The 23,684-nt window shown below is 51.1% G+C and carries 18 protein-coding genes and 1 pseudogene; 6 read left to right on the top strand and 13 right to left on the bottom strand.

The annotated features are described in order from the left end of the window. The 4 genes and pseudogenes from CMR03_RS10955 to CMR03_RS10940 form a co-directional block, all read right to left on the bottom strand. Positions 1–1,042 (bottom strand): annotated as a pseudogene (locus CMR03_RS10955) (Ice nucleation protein); the annotation flags it as partial. Positions 1,043–1,503: 461 nt separating this feature from the next. Then, a complete protein-coding gene (locus CMR03_RS10950) occupies positions 1,504–2,841 on the bottom strand; it encodes an ABC transporter ATP-binding protein (RefSeq protein WP_063878285.1) in 1,338 nt (445 codons plus the stop codon). A 10-nt stretch (positions 2,842–2,851) separates the two neighbouring features. After that, positions 2,852–4,588 carry an ABC transporter permease gene (locus CMR03_RS10945; protein WP_096011532.1) on the bottom strand — a complete coding sequence of 579 codons (1,737 nt, stop codon included), beginning with the start codon at positions 4,586–4,588 and terminating at the stop codon, positions 2,852–2,854. Between the two features lie 719 nt (positions 4,589–5,307). Beyond that, positions 5,308–5,622: a hypothetical protein gene (locus tag CMR03_RS10940; protein WP_063878283.1), complete on the bottom strand. Its 315-nt coding sequence runs from the start codon at positions 5,620–5,622 to the stop codon at positions 5,308–5,310. A 392-nt stretch (positions 5,623–6,014) separates the two neighbouring features. Here CMR03_RS10940 and ssp4 point away from each other — a divergent pair, with 392 nt between their 5' ends. The 3 genes from ssp4 (at position 6,015) to CMR03_RS10925 (ending at position 8,385) form a co-directional block, all read left to right on the top strand. Continuing rightward, on the top strand, positions 6,015–6,977 hold the full coding sequence (gene ssp4 / locus CMR03_RS10935) for an Ssp4 family T6SS effector (RefSeq protein WP_096011531.1): 963 nt from the start codon (positions 6,015–6,017) through the stop codon (positions 6,975–6,977). Between the two features lie 11 nt (positions 6,978–6,988). After that, positions 6,989–7,594: a hypothetical protein gene (locus tag CMR03_RS10930; RefSeq protein ID WP_096011530.1), complete on the top strand. Its 606-nt coding sequence runs from the start codon at positions 6,989–6,991 to the stop codon at positions 7,592–7,594. A 197-nt stretch (positions 7,595–7,791) separates the two neighbouring features. After that, a complete protein-coding gene (locus tag CMR03_RS10925; protein ID WP_096011529.1) occupies positions 7,792–8,385 on the top strand; it encodes a hypothetical protein in 594 nt (197 codons plus the stop codon). Between the two features lie 328 nt (positions 8,386–8,713). Here the strand turns inward: CMR03_RS10925 and CMR03_RS10920 are convergent, their stop codons facing one another. Both CMR03_RS10920 and eat read right to left on the bottom strand, forming a co-directional pair. Continuing rightward, positions 8,714–10,054, bottom strand: a complete 1,341-nt coding sequence (locus CMR03_RS10920; RefSeq protein ID WP_096011528.1) for an aspartate aminotransferase family protein — start codon at positions 10,052–10,054, stop codon at positions 8,714–8,716. Positions 10,055–10,117: 63 nt separating this feature from the next. Then, positions 10,118–11,482: an ethanolamine permease gene (eat, locus tag CMR03_RS10915; protein ID WP_063878279.1), complete on the bottom strand. Its 1,365-nt coding sequence runs from the start codon at positions 11,480–11,482 to the stop codon at positions 10,118–10,120. Positions 11,483–11,726: 244 nt separating this feature from the next. On the opposite strand from eat, the gene CMR03_RS10910 reads away from it, so the two are divergent. Beyond that, entirely contained in the window at positions 11,727–12,731 is a 1,005-nt protein-coding gene (locus tag CMR03_RS10910; protein WP_096011543.1) for a phosphotransferase enzyme family protein, read from the top strand. A gap of 129 nt (positions 12,732–12,860) precedes the next feature. Continuing rightward, complete coding sequence (gene qhpR / locus CMR03_RS10905; protein ID WP_063878278.1) at positions 12,861–13,928, top strand: AraC-like transcriptional regulator QhpR; 1,068 nt, start codon at positions 12,861–12,863, stop codon at positions 13,926–13,928. A 345-nt stretch (positions 13,929–14,273) separates the two neighbouring features. On the opposite strand, the gene CMR03_RS10895 is transcribed toward qhpR, so the two are convergent. The 6 genes from CMR03_RS10895 to CMR03_RS10870 all read right to left on the bottom strand — a co-directional run bounded on the left by CMR03_RS10895 (position 14,274) and on the right by CMR03_RS10870 (position 21,271). Continuing rightward, complete coding sequence (locus CMR03_RS10895; protein ID WP_096011526.1) at positions 14,274–15,602, bottom strand: MFS transporter; 1,329 nt, start codon at positions 15,600–15,602, stop codon at positions 14,274–14,276. Between the two features lie 78 nt (positions 15,603–15,680). Then, complete coding sequence (locus CMR03_RS10890; protein WP_244181370.1) at positions 15,681–17,192, bottom strand: xylulokinase; 1,512 nt, start codon at positions 17,190–17,192, stop codon at positions 15,681–15,683. A 24-nt stretch (positions 17,193–17,216) separates the two neighbouring features. Continuing rightward, positions 17,217–18,257 carry a zinc-dependent dehydrogenase gene (locus tag CMR03_RS10885; RefSeq protein ID WP_217268292.1) on the bottom strand — a complete coding sequence of 347 codons (1,041 nt, stop codon included), beginning with the start codon at positions 18,255–18,257 and terminating at the stop codon, positions 17,217–17,219. Positions 18,258–18,287: 30 nt separating this feature from the next. Continuing rightward, complete coding sequence (locus tag CMR03_RS10880; protein WP_096011523.1) at positions 18,288–19,097, bottom strand: class I fructose-bisphosphate aldolase; 810 nt, start codon at positions 19,095–19,097, stop codon at positions 18,288–18,290. A gap of 25 nt (positions 19,098–19,122) precedes the next feature. Then, the gene (locus tag CMR03_RS10875) at positions 19,123–20,088 is read right to left on the bottom strand and encodes a D-2-hydroxyacid dehydrogenase (protein ID WP_063878273.1); all 966 of its coding nucleotides are present in this window, start codon (positions 20,086–20,088) and stop codon (positions 19,123–19,125) included. Between the two features lie 508 nt (positions 20,089–20,596). After that, entirely contained in the window at positions 20,597–21,271 is a 675-nt protein-coding gene (locus CMR03_RS10870) for an EAL domain-containing protein (RefSeq protein ID WP_241567456.1), read from the bottom strand. Positions 21,272–21,744: 473 nt separating this feature from the next. On the opposite strand from CMR03_RS10870, the gene CMR03_RS10860 reads away from it, so the two are divergent. Then, entirely contained in the window at positions 21,745–22,185 is a 441-nt protein-coding gene (locus CMR03_RS10860) for a GNAT family N-acetyltransferase (protein WP_063878270.1), read from the top strand. A gap of 107 nt (positions 22,186–22,292) precedes the next feature. Here the strand turns inward: CMR03_RS10860 and CMR03_RS10855 are convergent, their stop codons facing one another. Further along, positions 22,293–23,483, bottom strand: coding sequence for an alpha/beta hydrolase-fold protein (locus tag CMR03_RS10855; protein ID WP_096011519.1), 1,191 nt, complete (start codon positions 23,481–23,483; stop codon positions 22,293–22,295). Positions 23,484–23,684 lie beyond the last annotated feature (201 nt).

Here is a 23,684-nt window from a genome sequence, read left to right as displayed (position 1 = left end):
CCCCCGCCGTACCGGTGCTGCCGTAACCGGCGGTGAGATCGCTGCCTTTCTGCGCGGTCTGCGTGCTGCCGTAACCCGCCGTCTGGCTGCTCTCTTCCCCGGCCGTCTGGGTGCTGCCATAGCCTGCGATCAACGAACTGTCGGACCCCGCCGTACCGGTGCTGCCATAACCGGCGGTGAGATCGCTGCCCTTCTGCGCGGTCTGGGTGCTGCCGTAACCCGCCGTCAGCGAGCTGTCTTCCCCTGCCGTCTGGGTACTGCCGTAACCGGCGATCAATGAGCTGTCATCCCCCGCCGTGCCGGTGCTGCCGTAACCGGCGGTGAGATCGCTGCCTTTCAGGCCGGTCTGCGTACTGCCGTAACCCGCCATTTGACTGCTCTCTTCCCCGGCGGTCTGGGTGCTGCCGTAGCCTGCGACTAATGCGCTGTCTGCCCCCGCCGTACCGGTGCTGCCATAACCGGCAATTAATGTGCTGTTATCGCCCGCCGTCTCGGTACTGCCATACCCGGCGATCAGCTGACTCTGATGCGTGCCGCTGAGCGTACTGCCATAGGTTCCGATTTCAATTTTTTGCGTCGGCTGAGTGCTGCCTGATTCGATGGTTGCATCAATATCATCGACTACGGGCAGCGATCGCTCCCCTGCCTTTATTTCTGAAGCGACATCAGGAATAACCGATCCGGCCTGCGTTTCCGTACTGGCAATATAATCAGCGTGATGGTGCAGGATAAATTGCATTGCACTGGTTTTCGTTCCGACGTGAAGAACCTCAGCACGGGGAAATTTAACCCAGCCATGGGTTTCTATCGCGATACATTCATCGAAAGGGACTTCAGCGACAACCCACCTGGCATCGGCATGCAGGCTTAGCGGTGAATCCGATCCTTTTCCCCAGGCCAGTCCCGTCAGCCCGTTCTCAAAGCCTTTGACAGGCTTCCAGTATTTGCACTCCACGATACCGCTCAAGGGCCAGATGATTCCGCCGTGATCGGCCATATTATTAGCACAGGTACGCAATATTAAAATCTTGTCATCTTTCATGTCTAAACCTTCATTTCATCAGGGCATCAAAATAGTCTTACTCCTGTAGTTAAAAAAGGACCTAATTATAATTATTTAAATATCGCCTAACTCACAGATATTAATTCGATCATGAAATATTAATAAATAATAAATTATCAATACTTAATTTTCAGGATCAAAATAATAACTACATAATAGAATTAAACACTGATAACTCTTTATTTTTTTGAAAAACAAAAACAGAAAAAATATAAGAATTGCCCAATTAAATGACTGGTTTTGAGAGTGCAGGCAATTAATTATAATTATTAATTACAGTAGTAAGCTATTTATATCCGGGAGAGAGGGACAGTATAAAATGCGGCATCTTGATGCGTCAGGAGGGATTTTTAACCTTGAGAATCTTTCAGGCACCATCCCGCGCTGAAAATCGGGATGGTGTAAACCGTGAATAGCCACGTTTCACTGAGCGAACGGGATCAGAACTCAACGTCTTCCAGACTGAAGAATTCGGTCTGATCATTATAAGAGAAGATCTCCGCATAGCGGCCCCAGTTGATCACGCTGTCCAGGGTCTCTTTGGCGGCGCTGTCAGCCAGCGAGTCTTCCAGCTCCTGCTCAAAGCGCACGCGCGGTGCACGATGGCCCGGGCGCTCATCCAGAACAGTTTTAATCAAGGCCGCCAGCGGTACATAACGCAGCAGATGATCGGCAAACATGATTTTGCGCTGCTGCGTATCCGACTCGGCAAAAACCCGGGCGGGCGGTGTCAGAAAAATGTCCCCTTCCCGCACGTCGGCAAAGCCCAGCGACTGCAGCACCTCGGCTATCGGGAACAGCTCATCCACCTCCAGATGCAGCGAACGGGCCACATCTGGCATGTCTGCACGACCGTGATAGGGCGCGGCCGCGAGGGTTTCAATCAGGCCGGCCATCAGGTTAGTCGATACGTGAGGCAGACGTGTGCCCAGCCTGAGGCTCTTTTTCACGTTATCGCTGGTTGGTCTGGCCGTCATCTGGGTGTACACATCATCGACCAGACGACGGAACGCAGGGTCCAGGCGATTGCGGGGATGACCAAAAGGAACCTTGATTTCCGCGACCACACGTCCGGGGTTAGACGACAGCACCAGAATACGGTCGCACATAAAAACAGCTTCTTCGATGTTGTGGGTGACGATAAGCACCGACTTCATCGGCATCTGGCCTTCGTTCCACAAATCGAGTAAATCGGTACGTAACGTTTCGGCGGTTAATACGTCCAGCGCAGAGAAAGGCTCATCCATCAATAACAGTGTGGGATCGACCACCAGCGCGCGCGCAAAGCCGACACGCTGGCGCATCCCGCCGGACAGCTCGCGCGGATAGGCGTTTTCAAAACCGTCCAGACCGATCAGGTCGATGGCCGCCAGCGCGCGTTTCCTGCGTTCCGCTTTTTCCACGCCCAGCGCCTCAAGGCCAGCTTCCACGTTTTGCAGCACCGTCAACCAGGGAAACAGCGCAAAGGTCTGAAACACCATTGCGACGCCTTTGGCTGGCCCGTTGAGCGGCTTGCCCAGATACTCGACTGAACCGGAACCCGGCGTAATCAGGCCCGAAATGATGCGCAGCAGTGTCGATTTTCCTGAACCGGAGCGGCCCAGCAGAGCGACAATCTCCCCTTCCTGCAGGGTGAGATTGACGTCATCGAGGATCAGCACTTCGCCATGCGTTTTATCGTAACCGTGCTTAATGCCTTTTACCGACAGGACCGCTTTGCGCCCTTCTGGTTTTCTGTTCGACACGTCTGCGTTCAGTGTGGATGGGTTGTTTAACATCAGGTGTCCCTTAATTAGCACGGAATTTTGATTCGGCGTACACGTACAGTGGTCGCCACAGCAGACGGTTGAACAGGGTGACAAACAGCGACATCACCGCGATCCCCAGAATGATTTTGGGAAAGTCGCCGGCGGCGGTTGTTTGTGCAATATAAGCACCTAAACCGTGCGCCGTGACCTGAGTATTTCCCCACTGCACAAATTCAGACACGATGCTGGCATTCCACGCGCCTCCGGAGGCGGTAATCGCCCCTGTAATGTAGTAAGGAAAAATGCCGGGTAACATCACCTGACGCCACCATTGCCAGCCGCGGATGTGAAAGTTCGCTGCGGCCTCTTTATAGTCATTGGGAAACGCCGTGGTCCCCGCCACGACGTTGAACAGAATGTACCACTGGGTGCCCAGCACGATGAGCGGTGACAGCCAGATGTCCGGATTAAGATGGAAATGCACAATCATAATCACGAATACGGGAAACATCAGGTTTGCCGGGAAGGCCGCGAGGAACTGGGCGACCGGCTGGATTTTCCCCGCCAGGGCAGGCCGCAGGCCGATCATGACGCCCAGCGGTACCCATACCAGCGACGAAATCAGGATCAGTATCGTCACACGTAATAAGGTAATCAGCCCCAGCGTAAAGACGTGTTTCACCTCTTCGAGCGTGACGCCGAGTTGAACATAAGTGATGACCCGGTAAACCACATACAGGGTCAGTAAGATCACAAAGGCACCCCAGACCATGTCACCCCACCGCGAGGCGCGTTGCGTACGGCTCTCAGTACGTACCGGTCCCCTTGCTGGCCAGCGCCACGAGATACGCGCCAGCGCTGACAGCAGCAGCCGTAATGGCGTAAAGATTTGGTGAATCAGACGCGTCCTGCGCATCAGGTCACGCACCCATGATGTGGGTGCATTGCCTGAACGCGTGTTTTCCATACGGAATTTATCCGCCCAGGCGACCAGCGGCCTGAACAGCAGCTGATCATAAGCCAGAATCACAATCACCATGGTCAGTAATACCCAGCCCACTGCGTGAATGTCTTTATGCAGAATAGCCTGCGCCAGGTAGCCACCCACGCCGGGCAAGGTAAAGGTGTTATTGCCCACGGTAATCGCTTCAGAGGCGACAATAAAGAACCAGCCGCCTGACATCGACATCATCATGTTCCAGACCAGCCCTGGCACGGCAAAAGGCGCATCCAGCTTCCAGAAACGCTGCCATCCGGTCAGATGGAAGCCGCGCGACACTTCAACCAGGTCGGCTGGCACCGTGCGTAGCGACTGATAAAAGCTAAAGGTCATATTCCAGGCCTGACTGGTGAACAGGGCAAAGATGGCCGCCAGCTCAACACCCAGCACCTGCCCCGGAAAGAGCGCAATAAAGAAGGTGACAGTAAAGGAGATATAGCCCAGCACCGGCACGGACTGCAGGATATCCAGAATGGGCACCAACACTTTTTCAGCGCGACGGCTTTTGGCGGCCAGCGTGCCGTAAATCAGGCTGAAGACCAGTGAAGCCAGCATCGCCACCAGCATGCGCAAAGTGGTGCGCATGGCATATTCTGGCAGATTAGAAGGATCGAGCGAGATCGCCTGCGTTTTTAAACTGTCTATCGGCATCAGCGTTTGATGAAAGCCCACCGCCACCATCGCAATCAGGCAGATAATCAGGGGAAAAGCCACGGCATCCCAGACGTTAGGCAATAACCGTCTGTTGGCCGCCAGCATGGTGAATCGGAAGTTCATGAACCCTCTCTTCTTTTCATCACGGGAGCGACTGAATTATTTCAGGTGAGGGATTATCAGGCAGGATTATTAAACGTATGCTCACCTGATGACGGGGTTTTTGTTAATTTTTTATGAAGGCAAAACCCCGATCTGATCGCTCATCTCCGAATGCATTAGTTTCCCATCAAAAACCGGCCCGGCAATGTCGTCAGGACGCCTTCAAACACCCAATGCCTACTGAAGCATAGAGTAGATTTATTGCTACAAATAAAACACGCGACGGCGCTACTAACGGCGATGGCGAATTTATCATGCCCTACCACATAAGTTTCTGGCAGGTGAGCGCCCTGCTTGTGAGATGGCAATCAGGAAGAGAGTGGCATAAAAGCATTAGAAAAGTTAAACAAGATGATGATTGCGTGCAGGCGGCTTAACGAAGGCGCTGAGTCAGGATCAACACGGTTGATCTCAAAACGGATGCCTGGTCACTCACGCAACGTCTGTGCTTTGCGGCGGCAAGACGGCTCGGGAAGGGGAAAACATCTCACGCTGCTGATGCTGAGCGATTGCAACGTGAATATTCAGATCGGGTTCGTGCCACTAAAATGGGTACAACCGTTGAAAGAAACGCGCGTTCAAGACAGGAAACCACGGGATGGGTGTTTCTTTGATTTATTGCGAAAGGCGAACCGGTAAACGGAGATTCCCTGCCCGAAATACAGGCAGGGAAACGGTTTTTAGTTATGTACTTTAACTGGCGTACATTTTGGCACGGTGACGACCGGTTCCTGGCCCAGGATGCCGGGGATCATCTGAGACTGACAGTCAAAAATACGGCCTTTATCTGTGGTTGCACGATAAGACAGCATTTGAGATCCCAGCGTATCTGGTTTTGTCGCGGACACGTTGGTTACGGTCAGCTCATCAGAAGAACTCAGACCCAGCATTTTTGCTGTCTCGGTCTGAAGGGGAGGAATGGCGTCATTAGAAGACATCGTGCTACAGCCACTCAGCGCAAGGAGAGCAAAAGCAACAAGTACCCTGTTTTTCATGATTTTATTTATCCCAAATAAATGTAAAAGGAGAGGTTAAAAAAACTCAAGCATTTGATTAATTCCTGCACGATAGTTTTAAACCTTTCCGCTACATTAAAGCAACAAATTATGTCGCTTTGGTGCTACGCGTTTTGTTGATAAAACGGATATAACCTGGCTGACAGCGCATAAGTCGCGGCATGAAAAGGTTGCATTGTCATGAAATGTAAAGCAGGGTTAATCACTTGATAAGCCACAAACTTCTTACAGAGGGATGACTGGCATGGATGGCGACATCGACACATTGATGGCTCTAATGGATCATTAAGACTATTCCTAATTAATTCGTTTCCGCTGCGCTTTACCCTTGACGCTTCATAACCCGGTCATCATCAGCAAGGAGTGAGCTAATGGCCTTATCAGAATCCTATTCAAATAACCTTCCGGATTACGGCCTTGGCCGACGGATGGGCCTGGTGTCCGCAGATGACATTGATTTCACCGCCCTGGCCAATCGTCTGGATTGCACGCGCGATTTTAGTCAGGTGGGCATCATCTATTCCGATGGCCGCGAACAATGGCTTGTTCGCCCTTCTCGCCGCTACGCTTCGCCAAACCGAAGTAGTGTGAGTCATGTGGTGATTACTAAGGTCCCAACCGTCATTCCGCAAACGGCGGCGAAGACCTTAACAGATACGTTAAGTAAGCCCTCGCTTGCAACTGAAATTACGTCGACGGCATTTTCATGCGGTGCGGCCGTTGCTACAGTTGTCTTAGCATTAGGAGCAGCGGCAGCGGTGCCCATCACGGCAGGCGCATCTGGTATTGTTGCCGGTGTTATTACAGCAGGCGGAGTAGCCACTGGCTTGCAATGCTTCGTAGGCGCAGCAAGGCTTTTTTTAATTGCAAATGATAAAGAAGAAACGTTGACATGGTTTGACTCTCAGGAATGGTATACGGCAACGATTACTGCACTTGATATTATTTCTCTTGCCGGAGCGGGTGCAGGATTAAAAAGTACCATAGAAACTTATAAGTTAATGAAAGCAACCACGTCTTCAGGAAATTTAATTAACTGGCTTAAATCACTAAGCAGGTCTGAACGCCGGCGCATTACTGAGGAAATAATACGTTCGCAAAATCCCGGCATCTCTAATGCAGGCATAAAAGCTGTAATGAAAGCGGGTATATATCCTAAGCGTTACCCTGCAGAAGCATTGCAAAAATCTTTGCAACGGGAACTTTCTTCAGCATTCGTCAACTCTTCAGCATTCGTTGGCAGTGCCCTTACCGGCACAATAAAAAACCCCCAGACTATTTCCCAATCTGGGAAATATTTGATTGGGATGATTCAATCTTTTTCTACAAATTAATTGTGTATATTATGCTGATACAACTGAAAAAAAATTTAGAACTTAGCAAAAGTACAACTAAAAGAATGGTAACAAACGATCTTGATGAGCTCGAACACATTAAAGACGATATGAAAGAATTAATGGAAAAGCCCATAGGTTTTCATACTATGGGTTTACCTTTAGTGGTGAGTTTCATTCTTACTCTGCTTAGTTTTGCAATGCCTCAGGCGTTAATTTGGGAGGCTGTATTTTCCTTTATGGGGTGGCCTGATTATGCTTTACTAGGAGGAATTATTCTCACGGGACTACCTTATTGTCTAATTATGTTTCCATCTTTATCATTGATAGCGAGAGGTAATTACACGGCGCTTAAAGTTTATATCTCTCTTATGTATTTCACCAGCGCAGTCGCACTCTTATATCTTGGTCATTCACTATGGGCGCTCATGTTTGGTGAAAACACCTCGACTTTAACTTTTCTATCATCCTGCCTGGGCGTTATCTTTATGCTTATTGCATTTAAATGCATAAATAGCCTAATGTTTTATAAAAGCAATGCCTTCTATTTGCACAATCGCATATGGCGAAAACAGCTTGAAATTCAGAGGAAAAGCACAAGCAATCTCAAAAAATGAAAAATCGCCCATTAGTTTTTATTATAAATTTAAAGAGAAATTTATAATAAAAGCAACTTTATTTTTTATAACCCATAACTTCAAGTAAAAAACACCTTTAGAAACGGGAATGATAATGGCTGTTTAAATGCTACAACCCATTAATTCTAAGCAATATCTTTTTAATACTCCAGCATTTCTCTTTATAGGTATAACAAATGCTACGCCAGTTAAAAAAGACATTAAACGTCAGCCTTACCATTGGTAATAAAATAAAAAATGGTGATATTAATAAGTTAGAAGAAGTTAAAGAAGATATGACAGATGAGATGGACGTGCCGATTGGATGGCATACTATGGGCCTTCCACTAATAGCAAGTGTCATGCTCACATTGATAAGTTTTTCTCTTCCTCAAACCTCTCTCTCGCATGGCATTTCAAATTGGATGAACTGGTCAGAACATGCTTTTTTGACAGGAACAATAATCACAGATTTTATATATTGCATCATCATAAACCCTTTAATGATTCTGATAGCAAGAGGGCATTACTGGGCACTTAAAAGCTATGTTTACTTAGCCTTTAGCACTACCGTGTTAGTCGTGCTATTTTTTATATATACCACATTTGGCACGTTACTCGGTGCAGAGATAAAAACCACTCATTTGGTAGCCTCAATCATTGGAACCATTTTAATTGCATTGAGTTTAAGATGTCTTAACAGCATGATTTTTTATCGCATGATTGCTTACTGCTTGCATAATCGCGCATGGCGCAAGCAAATTGAATCAGAACGCAAGCACGCGTCGTAAGCAGGAAGTTTACATTAATCAGATTGAACAATCTCAAGCCTTTTCCCAGGGCCTGATTAAAAAACATTAGCAAACGCTGAGTACAAAAAAATTATAATATTCAACCCGTAACAAGATACACACCTGTTAAATTAACCTCATCTTAAATCCTTTAAGTTAAATTAAAATAAGACTAAAAGCCTCAATATTTAACACAATATTCCGTTTTGCTGACCTGACTGAGCCCGGCATGCGTCGGGCTTTCTTCGCTCACCAATCACCGACACACCGCCAGCCGGGCCATACGCCGGGCAGTTAATAACACTGTCATCCTGTGCCCGGCGACGGTTTATCCCTGCAGTTTTCTCAGGCAGCGATCCATGGCACTGACCACCCAGTCGATATCGCCCGTCTGGAAACAGAGCGGTGGTCTGATCTTCAGCACGTTGCCGTAAGGCCCGGCGACAGACGTCAGCACACATTCCTCGCGCAGCGCCTCAACCAGATCGAGCGCCAGCCTTTTGTCTGGCTGCTTAGTTTCTCTGTCCGTGACCAGCTCAAAGCCGATAAACAGGCCTGCGCCGCGCACGTCGCCTATGCAGGCATAACTATCCTGAAGCGACTGCAAGGCCGATAACAAGGCTTGCCCGGTTTTCAGGCTGTGTGCCTGAAGTGCCTCCTGCTCAATCACATCCATCACCGCATGCGCCGCCGCCATTGAAACCGGATTGCCGCCAAACGTATTGAAATACGGCAGCGAATCACTGAAGGCCGCCATAACCGGCGCTTTCGCCATCAAACCGGATACGGGAATACCGTTACCCATCGGCTTGCCCGTCGTTACCACATCAGGCACCACGCCGTGGCGCGCAAATCCCCAGAATGCTTCCCCCGTGCGGGCAAAACCGGGTTGAACCTCATCGGCAATAAAAATCCCGCCGTTTTGATGAACCACTTCAATCGCCTGCTTTAAAAAGCCAGGCTCGCCGGGTAATACCCCATCAGAAGAGAAAATCGAATCGGCCAGGAACCCCGCAAACTTGATACCGTGCGCGGCCATATCATCGATCTGTTTCTGAATTTCGTGGGCAAACCAGGCACCCTGATCGGCGGGCTGAATGCGATAAAAATCGGGCGATGCCACCAGTCGGGTATGCGATGACAGCGGCTGACCGCTGCCCAGTGCCGGTGATACGCCGGACGTAAGCGCACTGGTACCGTGATAGGCCTCTTTCGAAACGATAATGCCCGTGCCGCCGCTCCAGGCGTGCGCCATGCGTATTGCCAGATCGTTCGCCTCGGAACCCGTACACATGTACATGGCCCGATCGATGGCCGCTGGCATCGTTGCCAGAATTCGTTCGCTATATTCCAGGATAGACTCATGCAGATAGCGCGTGTGCGTATTCAGCCGCATCATCTGCTGATGCACGGCCTCCACAACCGCCGGATGGCAGTGGCCGATGCTGGCGACGTTGTTATACATATCCAGGTACTGGTTACCCGCCTGGTCCCAGAGATACTGACCCTGTCCCCGTACCAGATGCACGGGATTACGATAAAACAGCCGATACGACTCACCCAGCACCTTACTGCGTTTATCGGTTAACTGGCGAATCGCCGGGGCCAGCGCTTCCGCGTTCTCTGCACGAAAGCTGTTGGTATCCATAATGGTTGAACGTACCGTCATCATTGCTCCTCAGGTTCAATGCAGACGCTGGCGCACATCAGCGCGCGGCAGCGCCTGTCTGCGTTAGTCGATCTCCGCCGCGACAGAGGTTTGCGCGATCGTGCCGCGCCGGGAGTGGGTGGTCAGGAAATAGAGGTAACCCACGACCATAAAGGCCAGGAACAGCGCGCCAATCTCTGGGTTAAACCACAACATCGCCGCCAGGCAGATCAGCGAGCCGCACAGGGCAATCGCGGGGATAACCGGATAACCCGGCGCGCGGTAGCTGCGCTCCAGCCCAGGGGCCGTGCGACGCAGCTTAAACAGGCTCAGCATGCTCATGATGTACATCACAATCGCACCAAACACCGACATGGTGATCATGGCAGCGGTCAGGCTCATCCCCTGAAAGCTGATACCGTCAGAAAAAATGGCCAGAATCCCTACCACGCCACCGGCCAGAATCGCACGGTGCGGTGTGTTAAACCGCGACAGCTTCGCCAGAGCGGGCGGCAGATAGCCTTCACGGGCCAGCGCAAAGAACTGGCGCGAATAGCCCATGATGATGCCGTGAAAACTGGCAATCAGACCGAATAAGCCAATCCAGACCAGCATGTGCATCCAGCGTGAATCATTACCGACCAGCATTTTCATCGCCTGCGGCAGCGGATCGTTGATGCCCGATAATGTACGCCAGTCGCCTGCACCGCCCGCAAACACCATCACGCCAATCGCTAAAACCACCAGCGTTAAAATGCCGCTGATATAGGCGCGAGGAATAGTGCGGCGCGGGTCTTTTGCCTCTTCTGCCGCCATCGCGACACCTTCAATCGCCAGAAAGAACCAAATGGCAAAGGGAATCGCGGCAAACATGCCGGACACAGAAGCCCCAGAGAAGGTTTCTTGCCCAGCCCAGCCGTGGGCGACAAAATTCGCCAGACTAAAGCCGGGTGCCACAACGCCCATAAAGACCAGCAGCTCAATCACGGCAAGCAGCGTGACCAGTAACTCAAAGGTGGCAGCGATGCTGACGCCGACGATATTCAGCCCCATAAACACCAGATAGGCGCACACGGCGATAAGCTTTGGATTGATCTCCGGGAACTGCACATTGAGATAGGCACCGATCGCCATCGCAATAGCAGGAGGCGCAAACACAAACTCGATCAGCGTAGCGATACCGGCAATCAGCCCGCCGGTGTCACCGAACGCCCGGCGGCTGTAGGCAAACGGGCCACCTGCCTGAGGAATGGCCGTTGTCAGTTCAGTAAAGCTGAAGATAAAGCAGGTATACATGACGGCAACAAAAAATGTCGTAACCAGAAAGCCCAGGGTGCCTGCTGCGCCCCAGCCGTAGCTCCAGCCGAAATACTCACCCGATATCACCAGCCCCACGGCGATGCCCCAGAGTCGCAGGGTGCCCAGGGTGGGTTTCAGTTTCTCTTTCATCACTGCGTTCCCCGTCTGTGTTAATGGAAAATAGGCTGCACAAAAGCTGTCGGGTAGATGATGGACACAGTGAGGAGGGAAAAACTTGACCGCAGAAAACAGAACGCCGTGATTTAAGGTCAACTTGCCCCAGGCCAGGCCGCCAGGTGCCTGCCAAAGTCAATTTTCCTCTGCTTTCAGGTCAAGCGTGCAGACAGGGTTCAGCGCCATGCTGACTCTACACGCAGAAACCTGGGAGCCGGACATGAGCATTAAACAGTATGACACGCTGAGTAACGACACCATCCTTCAGCTTGCCCACCGGGCATTAATGAACTATCCCGCCTGTTCGCAGGCAGAGGTCAGGCTGCTGTGCCGCTCAGAAAACGCCACGCTTTCTGTCAGCACGCCGCAGGGCCGCTATGCGTTACGGATTCACCGCGGCGATTATCACGCGAAGCAGGATATTGAAAGTGAGCTGCTCTGGCTGGACGCACTTCAGGCGGCAGACATTATGGTGCCCGTCGCTGTAGAAGATCGGCAAGGTGACCGCATTCAGATCCTGCCGCTGCCCGATGGTGGCGAACGCTATGCGGTGCTGTTCCACTGGATAGAGGGCGATATGCTGACCGACAGCGTCGATCCGGCAGCGTTTCGCCAGTTAGGTGCCATCACTGCCCGTCTGCACCAGCACAGTCGGCAATGGCAAAAGCCGCAGGGATTTCGCCGCATTATCTGGGATCATCATACGATGGTTTCTCCGTCCGGCCATTGGGGAGACTGGCGTGACGTAGCAGGCTTACCCGCCGCCGAGCACGCGGTAGTGGAAGAAACACTGGAACATGTGCGCCGCCAGATGATGGACTTTGGCCAGTCACCCGCGCGCTATGGGCTGATTCATGCAGACCTGCGTCTGACAAACCTGCTGGTAGATAAAGGTGAAACCCGGGTGATCGATTTTGATGATTGCGGCATGGGCTGGTACTTACACGACCTTGCCGCCGCGATCAGTTTTGTTGAACATCATCCGAGCGCGCCGCAGTGGGTAGAAAACTGGTTAAAGGGATATGAACAGGTCGCGCATATCAGCGATCAGGAACTGGCGATGATCCCGGCCATGCTGATCCAGCGGCGCATCCAGCTTACCGCCTGGGTGGCTTCCCACCGTGAAACCGAGATGGCGCGCAGCCTGGGTCACCAATGGGCCAGCCACACCGTGCGGCTGTGTCATCGTTATCTTGAAGGCGCTGCGCTGCCGATTGGCGTTTAACGCACCGTCGCAGTGCCTGATTGCGGTGCAAAAATAAAAGCGCACCGGGTAAGCGGTTGTTATCACGGATATTCCAGCTGGTATGTTTTTTGCAGAATAACAAGACGTTCACTTTTTGCGGGAAACAAGATGACCATCAGAGTTCCAGAAGCCGCTTTAACGGCCATCTCCGGCGCAGGCAGTGGCCATCGCGGTGTGTTATCCGCCGCCGCAACGGGCTTAGGCGAATTTATCAATGCACAGGGCGGCGATGTCGATCGCATTTTCGGGATCAGCGGGATCGATCCCGATACGCTCGCCTGCCCCACGCTGAGTCTGGATTTGGTCAGCTACTGCCGGGTGCTGGAGGAAGCCGCAAGCCAGGCTGGCGTGGACAACTTTGGTCTGCAGTACGGTCACCAGTTCCGGCCACAGTCCCTGGGGCTGATTGGCTATATCGGATTGTGTTCCGCCACGCTGGAACAGGCCCTGCATAATGTGGTGAATGCTTTTCCCTTTCACCAACACAACACCTGCATCCGGCTGACAGAACGCAGCGACTGCTGGCAACTGGACTATCAGGTACGTCATGGTGTGATCCTGATGCGCCGACAGGACGCCGAGCTGACACTGGGCATGTTCCTCAACCTGATCCGCCATGCCGCCGGTCGCCACTGGGCACCGCGCGAAGTGCATTTTGAGCATCCGCGTCCGGAGCACTGGCATGAACACTGCAAAGTGTTTGATGCACCGGTTTACTTCGATCAACCCTTTAACTCGATGATCATCGCGAAAGCGGATCTGAACCGAAAAATGCCGGATCATGATCCTATGCTGCTACTGGTCATGCAGGATGCCATCCGCCGGCTTAGCCCGCCCGTCGTCCGTCAGGACACCGTGAATCAGACCCGAACCGACATCCACCTTCAGTTACTGAACGGAGAGCCGTCTTTAGAAATCATTGCGGAAAAACAGGGCTTATCCGCCTGGTCGTTGCAGCGGCGCTTGCGCGATGAGCGCACCTGCTTTTCAGCACTGGTCGACAGCGTTCGCAAAGAGATGGCTACCCATTATCTGAAACAGCATCATCTTTCTGTTTCCGAGATGGCGCTGCTGCTGGGTTACTCTGAAGTGAGCGCCTTTTCGCGCGCCTTCCGCCGCTGGTTCGGTTGCAGCCCGCGCGATTGCCGTAAATCACAAGAGGGGCTGTTCTTGTAGCCATTAAATGAGGGCGGTACGTGGCAGCACAGACGCTTTCCCTGCCCGGGCGACCACCGGCGCAGATACGCCAGAACAGGGTAAAATCTCCGCGCTGCTTTTTATCAATGGCAAAATGAAAAGCGCACCGACCAGCGCGTGTCCGATCGGTGCCCGATGCTGCCTTTCTGAATTAAGCGGTTTGCCAGCGTCCGTACACCGTCTGCGCCATCATAACCGCCTTGTCATACCGCACACCGGCTATTCGGTAAACGGGTCAGCGCGCCAGAGACTGACACAACGTTATGTTCTGCTTTGCTGACGGGCAAAGACATCACTGTGCCTTTCATTATCAGGCGGTGAGTCTTACTTCGGCTCATCAATAATCAGCAGCAACACCAGACCAATCACCGCGCAGATACCGAAATACGTAAACACTGAACTAAATTGCCCGGTTTTATCCAGTAAATAACCCGCTGCCATAGGTGATACAAAGCCGCCCAGATTACCGCCGCTGTTCACCAGTGAAATGGCGATAGGATAGTTTTTCCGGTCTACAACGCCCATTGGATAAGCGGTAAATGAAGGCCAGCCAATGTTGAGTAACAGCCCCACCATAAACAAGGCTCCCGCGACCATAGCGGTACTCTGCGGCACGTGAATCATCACCACCATCATAAGAATGGTCGCCAGTGCAGTGAAAATCATCGTGGGCTTACGACGTCGGCCAAAAATGTTGTCAGAGATCCAGCCACCAAAAATAGAGCCAATAAATCCGCCGATGAACGGCATGGCCGCGACGAAGCCCATTTTGACAAATGAGAAGCCTTTCTCATTCACCAGATAAGAGGGAATCCAGGTCAAAATACCGTACATGATACTGACCATCATAAAATAGGCGATGGTGTTTCCCCAGACATTGCGCGACCGGAAAATCCTGGCGGCGGAATCAAGCGGCTTAATTTCCCTTACCCTGATGATTTTATCCAGCGTTGCAAACCGGCTATGTTGCACAATATTCTCAATAGTGACCTCATCACCGGACTCTGTTTCAGACGCACGGATATATTTCAGCTCACTGGGAGAAACAAATTTACTCTCTTCCGGTCTGGATTTGACCAGGAAATACCATATGACGGCCAGTAATAGCCCGGGAATGGCAAACAGGAAAAACACCCAACGCCAGCCAAAGGTTAAAGAGATCCACACCACTAAAGGCGGTACAAGGATAGGCGCAAACATGGTGGAAGCGATGTAGATTCCTGTTGCAGTCGCCTTTTCTTTCGGTGGAAACCAGTTGTTAATGGTTGATGTTAACCCGACCGGCGTTGGGGATTCGGTAACCCCCAGACCGAGCCGTAACCATTTGATAGAAAGCGCCGAAGACGCTGTACCGATTAACCAGGTAAAGGCCGAGAAACCGAGGATGGAAAGCGTGACAATCCCACGCACACCGCGTTTAGCCAGCAGGAAACCGGCTGGAATCTGGCAAATGGCATAACCCAGGAAGAACATACTCGCAATTTGACCTGCTTCGAAATTGGTCATATTAAATTCTTCAGTAATAAAAGGTAATACCGAACCTATATTTGAACGATCTGCATAATTCACGGCATAAACAGCAAAGATTAATGCCAGCACCACCCAGCGAAAATTCGTGGCGGGTTTTACCTGTGACAGAGAAGAGGTTTTCATAATTTTCCCTTTTGCAAAAGAAAAAATAAAGAGACGTTATAAATAACGATTCCTGTTTGGTTATTATTTTAAAAAAAATTACAGTGTGTTTTTATTGCTCGCTAATGAATGCATGGTTGATTTAAGCATCGGGTAAAGTGAATCGTAAATACGGTAATGGTTGTGATAAAGGTCGATCAGTTTTTTATCATTACTGGGTTTAAAACTGGCTTCTTCCGTTTTTAATATCGGCAAGTCGGGATCGTTAATACCGCAAAAAAAGCCGGCCCCGGTTGCGCCTGTCATTGCCGCACCAAATGCTGCTGCATCACTGGTTTGGGCAAGGTTATATTCAATATGGAGGATATCTGCCTTTATCTGCGTCCATAACGCATTACGAGAACCGCCCCCTACACTTAAAATTTCATCAAGCCTGACGCCCCACTTTTCATAAGCGATTTCCAGGATCTGTTTCATGCCATAAGCGGTTCCCTCCATTGCTGCGCGGATTAAATCGTTTCGTTTGTGCGACAGTCTTAACCCCACCCAAGCGCCAGAAGCCCGCGTGTCCCATAAAGGGCTGCGCTCGCCCGCCAGGTAAGGAAGATAAATCAACCCGTTAGCGCCAGGCGCAGACATCGCGGCCAGTTTTTCCAGTTCGCCGATATCCTGCATTTCTGGCCACAAGGCCTGATTGAGCCAGCCAAAGGTGCCGCCGGTGGTGGACATTGCGCCATGGGCCAGCCACTGATTAGGCACAACGTGGTAACGATTCATGAAACGGCTGTCGAAGTTCGGCGTTTCAAGGCAAAAGGTGATGACGCCCGAGGTGCCGGTCGACTCAAAGGCCGTCCCGCCATCGATAAGCCCTACAGAAAAGGCCGCCGCCGCGGTGTCAGCAGAACCAAGAATAACAGGCACACCTTCCATTAAGCCGGTTCTGTGACTGACGGCTGCAGTGATATGCCCCACGACTGACGTGCACTGGTAGATTGGCGGCAGGATGTTATGGTCAAACTTCCAAAACCTGAGAAGATCGCTCGACCATTTTGGTGCAGAAGACAACACCACCGCGCCAGAATAGGCCGCCTGCGTGGGATCGATACCCGTTTTCTTCGCACCGAGTTGCAGCGCAAGATAGCCGTTTAACAGCACGACGTTGTGGACTTTTTTCATTAACTCCGGCTGCTCTTTCTGCAACCAGCCCAGCGTCCCCACCCAACAGGCAGACGGTCCGGGGCTGTTATGCGTTAATGAACGGACATACTCTTTCTTGTCTCCCAGCGTTTGGTTAATAAACGCCTCTGAACGCCCATCCAGATAAGTGATCGCGTTACATACGGGCTTACCTTGTTTATCCAGCAAGACCAGTGTTGGACAAGCGACGGAGAAGCCAATCGAGACAATATGCTTTACTTGCGCCGTTACCTCTCTAATCGCGTCTTCAACCTGTAACCCGTATTCCTCAACGGCTATTTCATGGCTCAAGGCGGTTTTCGATATAATGGTGACATCACGTGCGGCCTTAGCCAGCAACTCTCCGTGAAAATTAAAAGCGCAAACTTTAACGCCACTGCTTCCCGCATCAATACCAAGAAAGGCTTTTTCCATCGCTATGACCTCCATTGGCTGACGTTAATCGTTATGAATAATGATCTTCACCGCATCGCCATTTTGCGCATGGCGGAGCGCTTCGTTTATCTCCGATAAGCTAAAACGGTGCGTAATTAAGGCTTCGACGTTTATTTGCCCCGATGAAATAAGCGCAAGAGCCTTTTCATAACCTTCGCGGCTGAGCGCACTGGCACCGGTAATCACCAGTTCGTTGTAGTGGATCAGATTGACATCAATATCGGCCGTATCATCTTTTGAGAAACCGGCAAACAGATTGGCTCGACCGCCTTTTCTCAGTAATGCCAGCGACGGATTAACCAGCGCGGGAATGCCGATAGCCATGATCACCACATCTGCCCCCAGCCCGGCCGTCTCAGACAGTACAATGGCCTTCAGGTCCTGCTGACTGGCGTCAACGGCCTGGGTGGCCCCGCATTGCAGGGCGACCTGACGTCTTTTTTCATTGAGATCGCTGACGATGATTTTCGATGCGCCTGACAGCTTCGCCAGCGCGACGTGCATCAGCCCTATTGGGCCTGCGCCCATAATGACCACCACATCACCCAGATGGATACCCACGTTTTTCTGCCCGTTAATACAGCAGGCTAAAGGCTCTGCCAGCGCGGCGGCATCATAAGAGACGGTGTCGGGTAGTTTGAAAACATTGCCGGCCTCAAGGGCAATGGCCGGTATTTTGACGTACTCAGCGAAAGCCCCATCAAACTCGTAACCTATAGCCTGACGGTGCTGACAGACGTTTTCTTTTCCACTGCGACAATACAGACAGGAACGGCAAGGAATAACAGGATCAACAGCAATGCGATCCGAGAGCGCAAAGTGAGTGACATCCTGCCCGACATCAACCACTTCACCGGCAAACTCATGACCGATAACCGAAGGAAAACGTACCCCTTTTGTTTTTCTGCCGGTTATGATGCGGCTGTCTGTACCGCAGATAGCCGCTGATTTAACACGCATGACCAACTCACCTTGCGCCGCTTTAGGTGCATCAACGTGAATCACTTCAAGTTTGTTGGCCTCGAATAGCACTGCTGCTTTCATACTGATTTCCTCATTTATGCTGTCGCGGACTTAGTTGCCGCCGGCTTGTTTGTAAACCGCGATCGCCTCGTCTACGCTGCAATCGTCATTAATCATGGCGTCCAGTGCGCGAACGACGGCGGTGGGGTTGTCGTGCTGCCAGACAAAGCGGCCATAGGTGACACCGCCCACGCCGATATCCAGTGCTTTTCGGGTGTTGGTCAAAAAGCTCACCAGATCTTTACCCATGTCCCCACCGGCCAACGCCACCATTGCCGGACAGCACGCCACGACCTCTTTAAAGGTGTCAGCAGAACCGGACCACAGGGTTTTAATGATATCCACCCCCAGTTCAGCACCGGCGCGGACGCAGTAGGCCAGATTTTTGGCATCGAAAGGGTTGTCTACCATCGGCCCTTTGGGATAGATGTGTGCGACAACCGGCAGCCCTGCCGAGCCTGCTGCTTTGGTGATCTGCCCCAGAAAGGTCAGTTGCTTCGCCTGTTCCGGCCCACCCAGAATGCAACCCACCGAGATGGCGTCTGCCCCAAAGCGAATCGCTTCGTCTACATCCGCAACGGGCGTATCAAACGCCTCGTGATAAGGAATGGAGTAACTGGTGGCTTTCATGATGATGGAGACATCGGAATCGGCATAAGGCGCAAAGGATTTTTCAATGATGCCTTTGTGCATCGTAATGGCATCGGGTTTACCGGCGACAACCTTGCCCATGACCTCGTTTATCGGGCCAATGCCGGGTAAAACGCCGCGTGTAATAGGATGGTCCATGGTGATGGCCAGCAGACGTCCTGATTTTTTATTTAGCAGTCGTTTTAAGCGGATTTCTTTTCCCAAAAACATAATTATTCTCCTGGTGTTTTATGTGCTACGGGTTAACGATATTTATTGGTTTGCCACTCAGCCAGGCATTAATATTGTCGATGAGTTTGTCGGCTAATGATTGAATCGCTTCCTGGCTGGCCCATGAAATATGTGGCGTTAAGATAAAGTTCGGAAGTTGCGTGAGTTTCATGATCGGCGCGTCATTGTCTGGCGGCTCATGTTTTGCCACATCAAAAGCGGCCCCGGCAATACGCCGCGTCATTAATGCACGATATAAATCCTCTTCATTGACGATGCCACCGCGTGCCGTATTAATAAGCAGGACCTCAGGCTTCATGAGTGCAAACTCATTTTCGGTAATCATATTTTCCGTTGAGGGTAATAACGGACAATGAAGTGATAAGATGTCGCTGGTTTTCAACACTTCGTCAAAATCGGTATAAAGCGGCCCCATATTACTGACCCCTTTATACGCAGCAAAAAGCACCTTCATTCCCAGACTTTTCGCTATTTCGCCCACTCGCTTACCGAGTACGCCATCGCCAATAATGCCCAGAGTCGAACCGGCCAGATTTTTAATGCTGTAGTCGAAAAAACAGAACTGGCCTGCCTGCTGCCAGCGTCCTTTCTGCACGGCCTGATGATAGGCCGTAATGCTGCGGCGCAGGGCGAACAGCAAGGCAAAGGTGTGCTCAGGTACGGTATCCACCGCATAATCCCGAATATTCGCGACGGGGATATTTCTGGCTTTGCAGGCGTCGATATCAATCGCATCAAAACCTGTGGCAGCCACCGCAATAAATTTAAGATCCGGTGCCTGAGCGATCAGCTCTGACGTTAACTTGACTTTATTAGTAATGACCACATCCGCCTTTGCAATGCGTTCAGCGCATTGCTCCGGTGAGGTTCGTGCGTGCAAGATTAAATTATGCGCGCCATGAATCGTTTTTAACTTCACACTCCCGGGAAAGGTAGCGTAATCAAGAAAAACGATATTTTTATTGTCCATTGCATGAGCATCCTTTGAATGTCTTGATATTCAGCCATTATCCACACAGACATTCATCAGGCTATATGCAAAAAAACATAATAGTGCGCAATAATTATCATACTTCCTGTGTAATTAAACAAATCGCTGCGAGACTTCTCGCATAAACTTCGTTTTAATTAATTAAACCCGTAATAAAAAAAGAGGATCATTCGGTAAGGTTCGCTCGAATTTATCCTTTCTGTTTTTACCCGCCCTTCCCTTTTATTTAGCTGAACACGTTAATGGAATAGCCTGTTGGCCTCCGGTTGGCGGCTGCAATATTGCGTCAGCAAAGCGGAGGGCAGGAAAGCGGTATGAAAAGGCGGTAAAAATGGGTGAGGACAGAGAGGGAACGTCACCCTACTTTGGCAGGGCCGGGATGCATCGAGAGAGGCTATCAGCGTGCGGGCGGCCCGGGTAGTGAAGCGTGGGATTGCGCCGGGAGTGGCTGAAACGGCCGTTTCTGGTTAACGGCTAAACGCGCTGTTCAGCCCAATGCCTCAAAATTGATGGCGTCAAACAGGTAGCCCTGGAATGCCGCGGCATAGGGTTTAGCAAACTGAAAGTAAGTTTCCTGTTCAACGCCTTCTACAATAATAAACTGACAATAGTCTTTAATTTGCATCAGGGTATCCTTCCAGAGCGGGCTGTTATGATGCTTCCAGAAAAAAAACTTATCGATTTTAACGGCCTCATATAATCCCTTTTGCAAACAGGGGAAATGGGAAGAGGCACTGCCAAAATCATCCAGCCATAAGGTGTAATGATTATATAACTTTCGCAGTAAGGGATTATTCAGCCCCTCCGCCAGATTGGGGAAGTCTTCTGATACTTCAATGCGCAGAAAAGAATGCGCTGTGGCGAGTTCGTAAATATCCCGTTCTTCCAGCAGCGCAAAAGCCATCTCTACATCGACATTTACAGAACACAGCAACTGGTGACTTTCAAAGAAATGTCTTTTTTTATCAATCAAGAACAACTGGTCTCTTAAGAGACTTATTTTCTGTTCTTTATGCATGTTATTTATATGGAAAAAAGGCGTCCCTGGTGCGGCAAATCGGGTTAAGACTTCAACGGCAATACGTTCAGATTTCAGGTTTACAATAGGCTCAGCAATGAACCGCCAGGCACGGTTGTTATTATCAAGATTCTGGATGTCCATTCCCATGCTCTGATTAACGGCATTAAAGAAGATCGATTATTGATCGTCGCCAGCTATCAATCAAATGAATTTTAACGGATTGGTCTATGATTAAACCTATCAAACTTTAAAAATCGATCGTTAAACCCTTGTTATTTAATGAAGACTCGAAAACTGAAAAACTCCAGTTACGTCTGGATCGTATTGTGGTCAGGTTATGCAGGCTCAGCCAGGATACCTTTATTAATTCCTTTCAGAGTACAAGGGAAAGGAGTAATACGGCTCAGGTCGCCGGTCATCGCCGCATTAAGTCCAGCGTAAAACAGATGAAACTGGCAGGCCGATGACGCCAGGATGCCAGCGAAATGACAAAACAAGATTAAAAACGGTATTTGTAGAAAAGCGGCACCCCATGACGTTTTACGCCTTGAAACGCCGTTATTCAGGCGATACTGTTTGACCACCTGACATCGTCATTTTCATTCAGAGCTGCCATGCGCCTCTCATTTTCTAAACTTGAACCTCATCATCTTAAAGAAATATATGAAATACGCTTTTCCGTAACGGAAAATCGCCTGCACGCGCATCAAATCCACTATTTACAGCGCGAACAAGCGCTCGACGATATTCGTCAGGGCGGTGGCTGGATTTGCCAGGTGGACGGTGAGTATGCCGGTTACGGGTTAGGGATCAATGCGCCCGAACCGCTTATTGGCGGGCTGTTTGTTAAACCTGAATATCAAAAACAGGGCATCGGGACACAACTGCTGAACGCTATCACACAGTGGTTTATCGATCAGGGCGCGGAGGCCATCGTACTGACCACCGATCCCGGCTCGAACGCGGAAGGGTTTTATCAGGCAAATGGTTGGGTCGCAGAAGGCAGTGATGCGTTTGGTCAGCGGGTGATGCGTAAGCGCTTACCGCGTGGCTGACATGACGCCATCCGCCGCCAACGAAACCGCAGCGTTCCCGCCGCGTTGGGGAGAATGCGCACAGGATGTCCTGCTCATCCTGTGCGCGGTCCGCGTTGAAGCCGGGATTAGTGCGGCTGGGGTTTAAACAGCTGCTGCACAAACTCCACATATGCAGGTCGCCAGACGTCCATCTCATGCCCTAAGCCCGGATACTGGGTGTAATGGAAGGTTACGCCCTGCTTTTCCAGCTCGGTTTTGAGTCCGGCAATGTCTTTGCCTGTCACGATATCTTTATCGCCCACCACCAGCGTAACGTTTTTCAGCTGTTTATTCACGGTCTGCGGCTGGCTCAGCTGACGCGTCACGACCTCATTAGGCACGGTACTGGTGGTCACGCCGCTAAAACTGGCCAGCCAGCCAAAGTCGCTCAGGTGCGTCATGCCTGACACCAGCGCCTGATAGCCGCCCTGGGACAGCCCGGCAATCGCCCGGTCAGCCGGTTTGCGACTCACGGTAAAGCGTTTTTCCACCAGCGGGATAATGTCCTGCATTAACTCTTTATCCGCAGCGGCGGCATTGAGGGGATAAAAGTCTTTGCGACGATCCGCAGGCGGGAAGTTTTCAGGAATAGCCTGCACGATGTCGGTTTCGGTATCGGGCACCACCACCAGCATCGGCTTGATTTTGCCCTCTGCCAGCAGGTTGTCCATGATCTGCGGCAGGCGCAGTTGCGAAATGGCGGACAGTCCGGTATCGCCAAAACCGTGATAGAAGTAGAGCACCGGCAGCGGTTTATCATCGGCCTTGTAACCCGGCGGCGCCCAGACAAACACCTGACGTTCCGACTTCAGGGCGGTGGAATGATAGGTCAGGGTCAGCACATCGCCGTGCGGCACGTTGCGCTCATCCAGAATACTGCCCGGCACCAGAATCATACTGGTGTTCACCTGGCGCTGCGGTTTAGGGAAACGGCTGCCGGTATCCGGCGTGCGGAAACCGTCTACGTCGAAATAGTATTCATACAGGTTGGGCTTCATCGGCGCGCTGGTCCACGACCAGATGCCGGCACTGTCCTTTTTCATGTCATGCGATTGCTGGCTCAGCGGCGTGGCGCCGGTCACCACGGCAACCTGCTTCGCGGCAGGCGCAAAGAGACGGAAGGTAATGGAGTGATCCGGATTGAGCGCCGTAACGTAGCGGCTCACCGGGATACTTGTATCCGGGGTTTGCGGTAACGGTGCGGCAATCAGTACAGGGACATATCCCGTCAGCAGGCTTCCTGCCAGGAATGCAAAACAGGCTAAGTTTTTTTTCATCGTGGGTTCCGTTTTGTGTATGGCGAGGTAGTTATTACATCTTTCTGTCCCGGAAGAGAGAAAATGGATTCGCAAAAAATGCAGGGTGTGATGCGGTTCAAAAAATTCCGCCACGCTCTGGCATGCAAAACCTGCCCTTTTTTCTGCAACCATCGTGCAACGACTCGCATTTTCTCACCCGCCAGCCTCGCATTAGGGTTA

Source organism: Pantoea allii (assembly GCF_002307475.1).
In the GTDB taxonomy this organism is placed as follows: Bacteria; Pseudomonadota; Gammaproteobacteria; order Enterobacterales; family Enterobacteriaceae; genus Pantoea; species Pantoea allii.
Note: the sequence above shows the minus strand (reverse complement) of the source record. Positions and strands in the feature narration are given on the sequence as shown.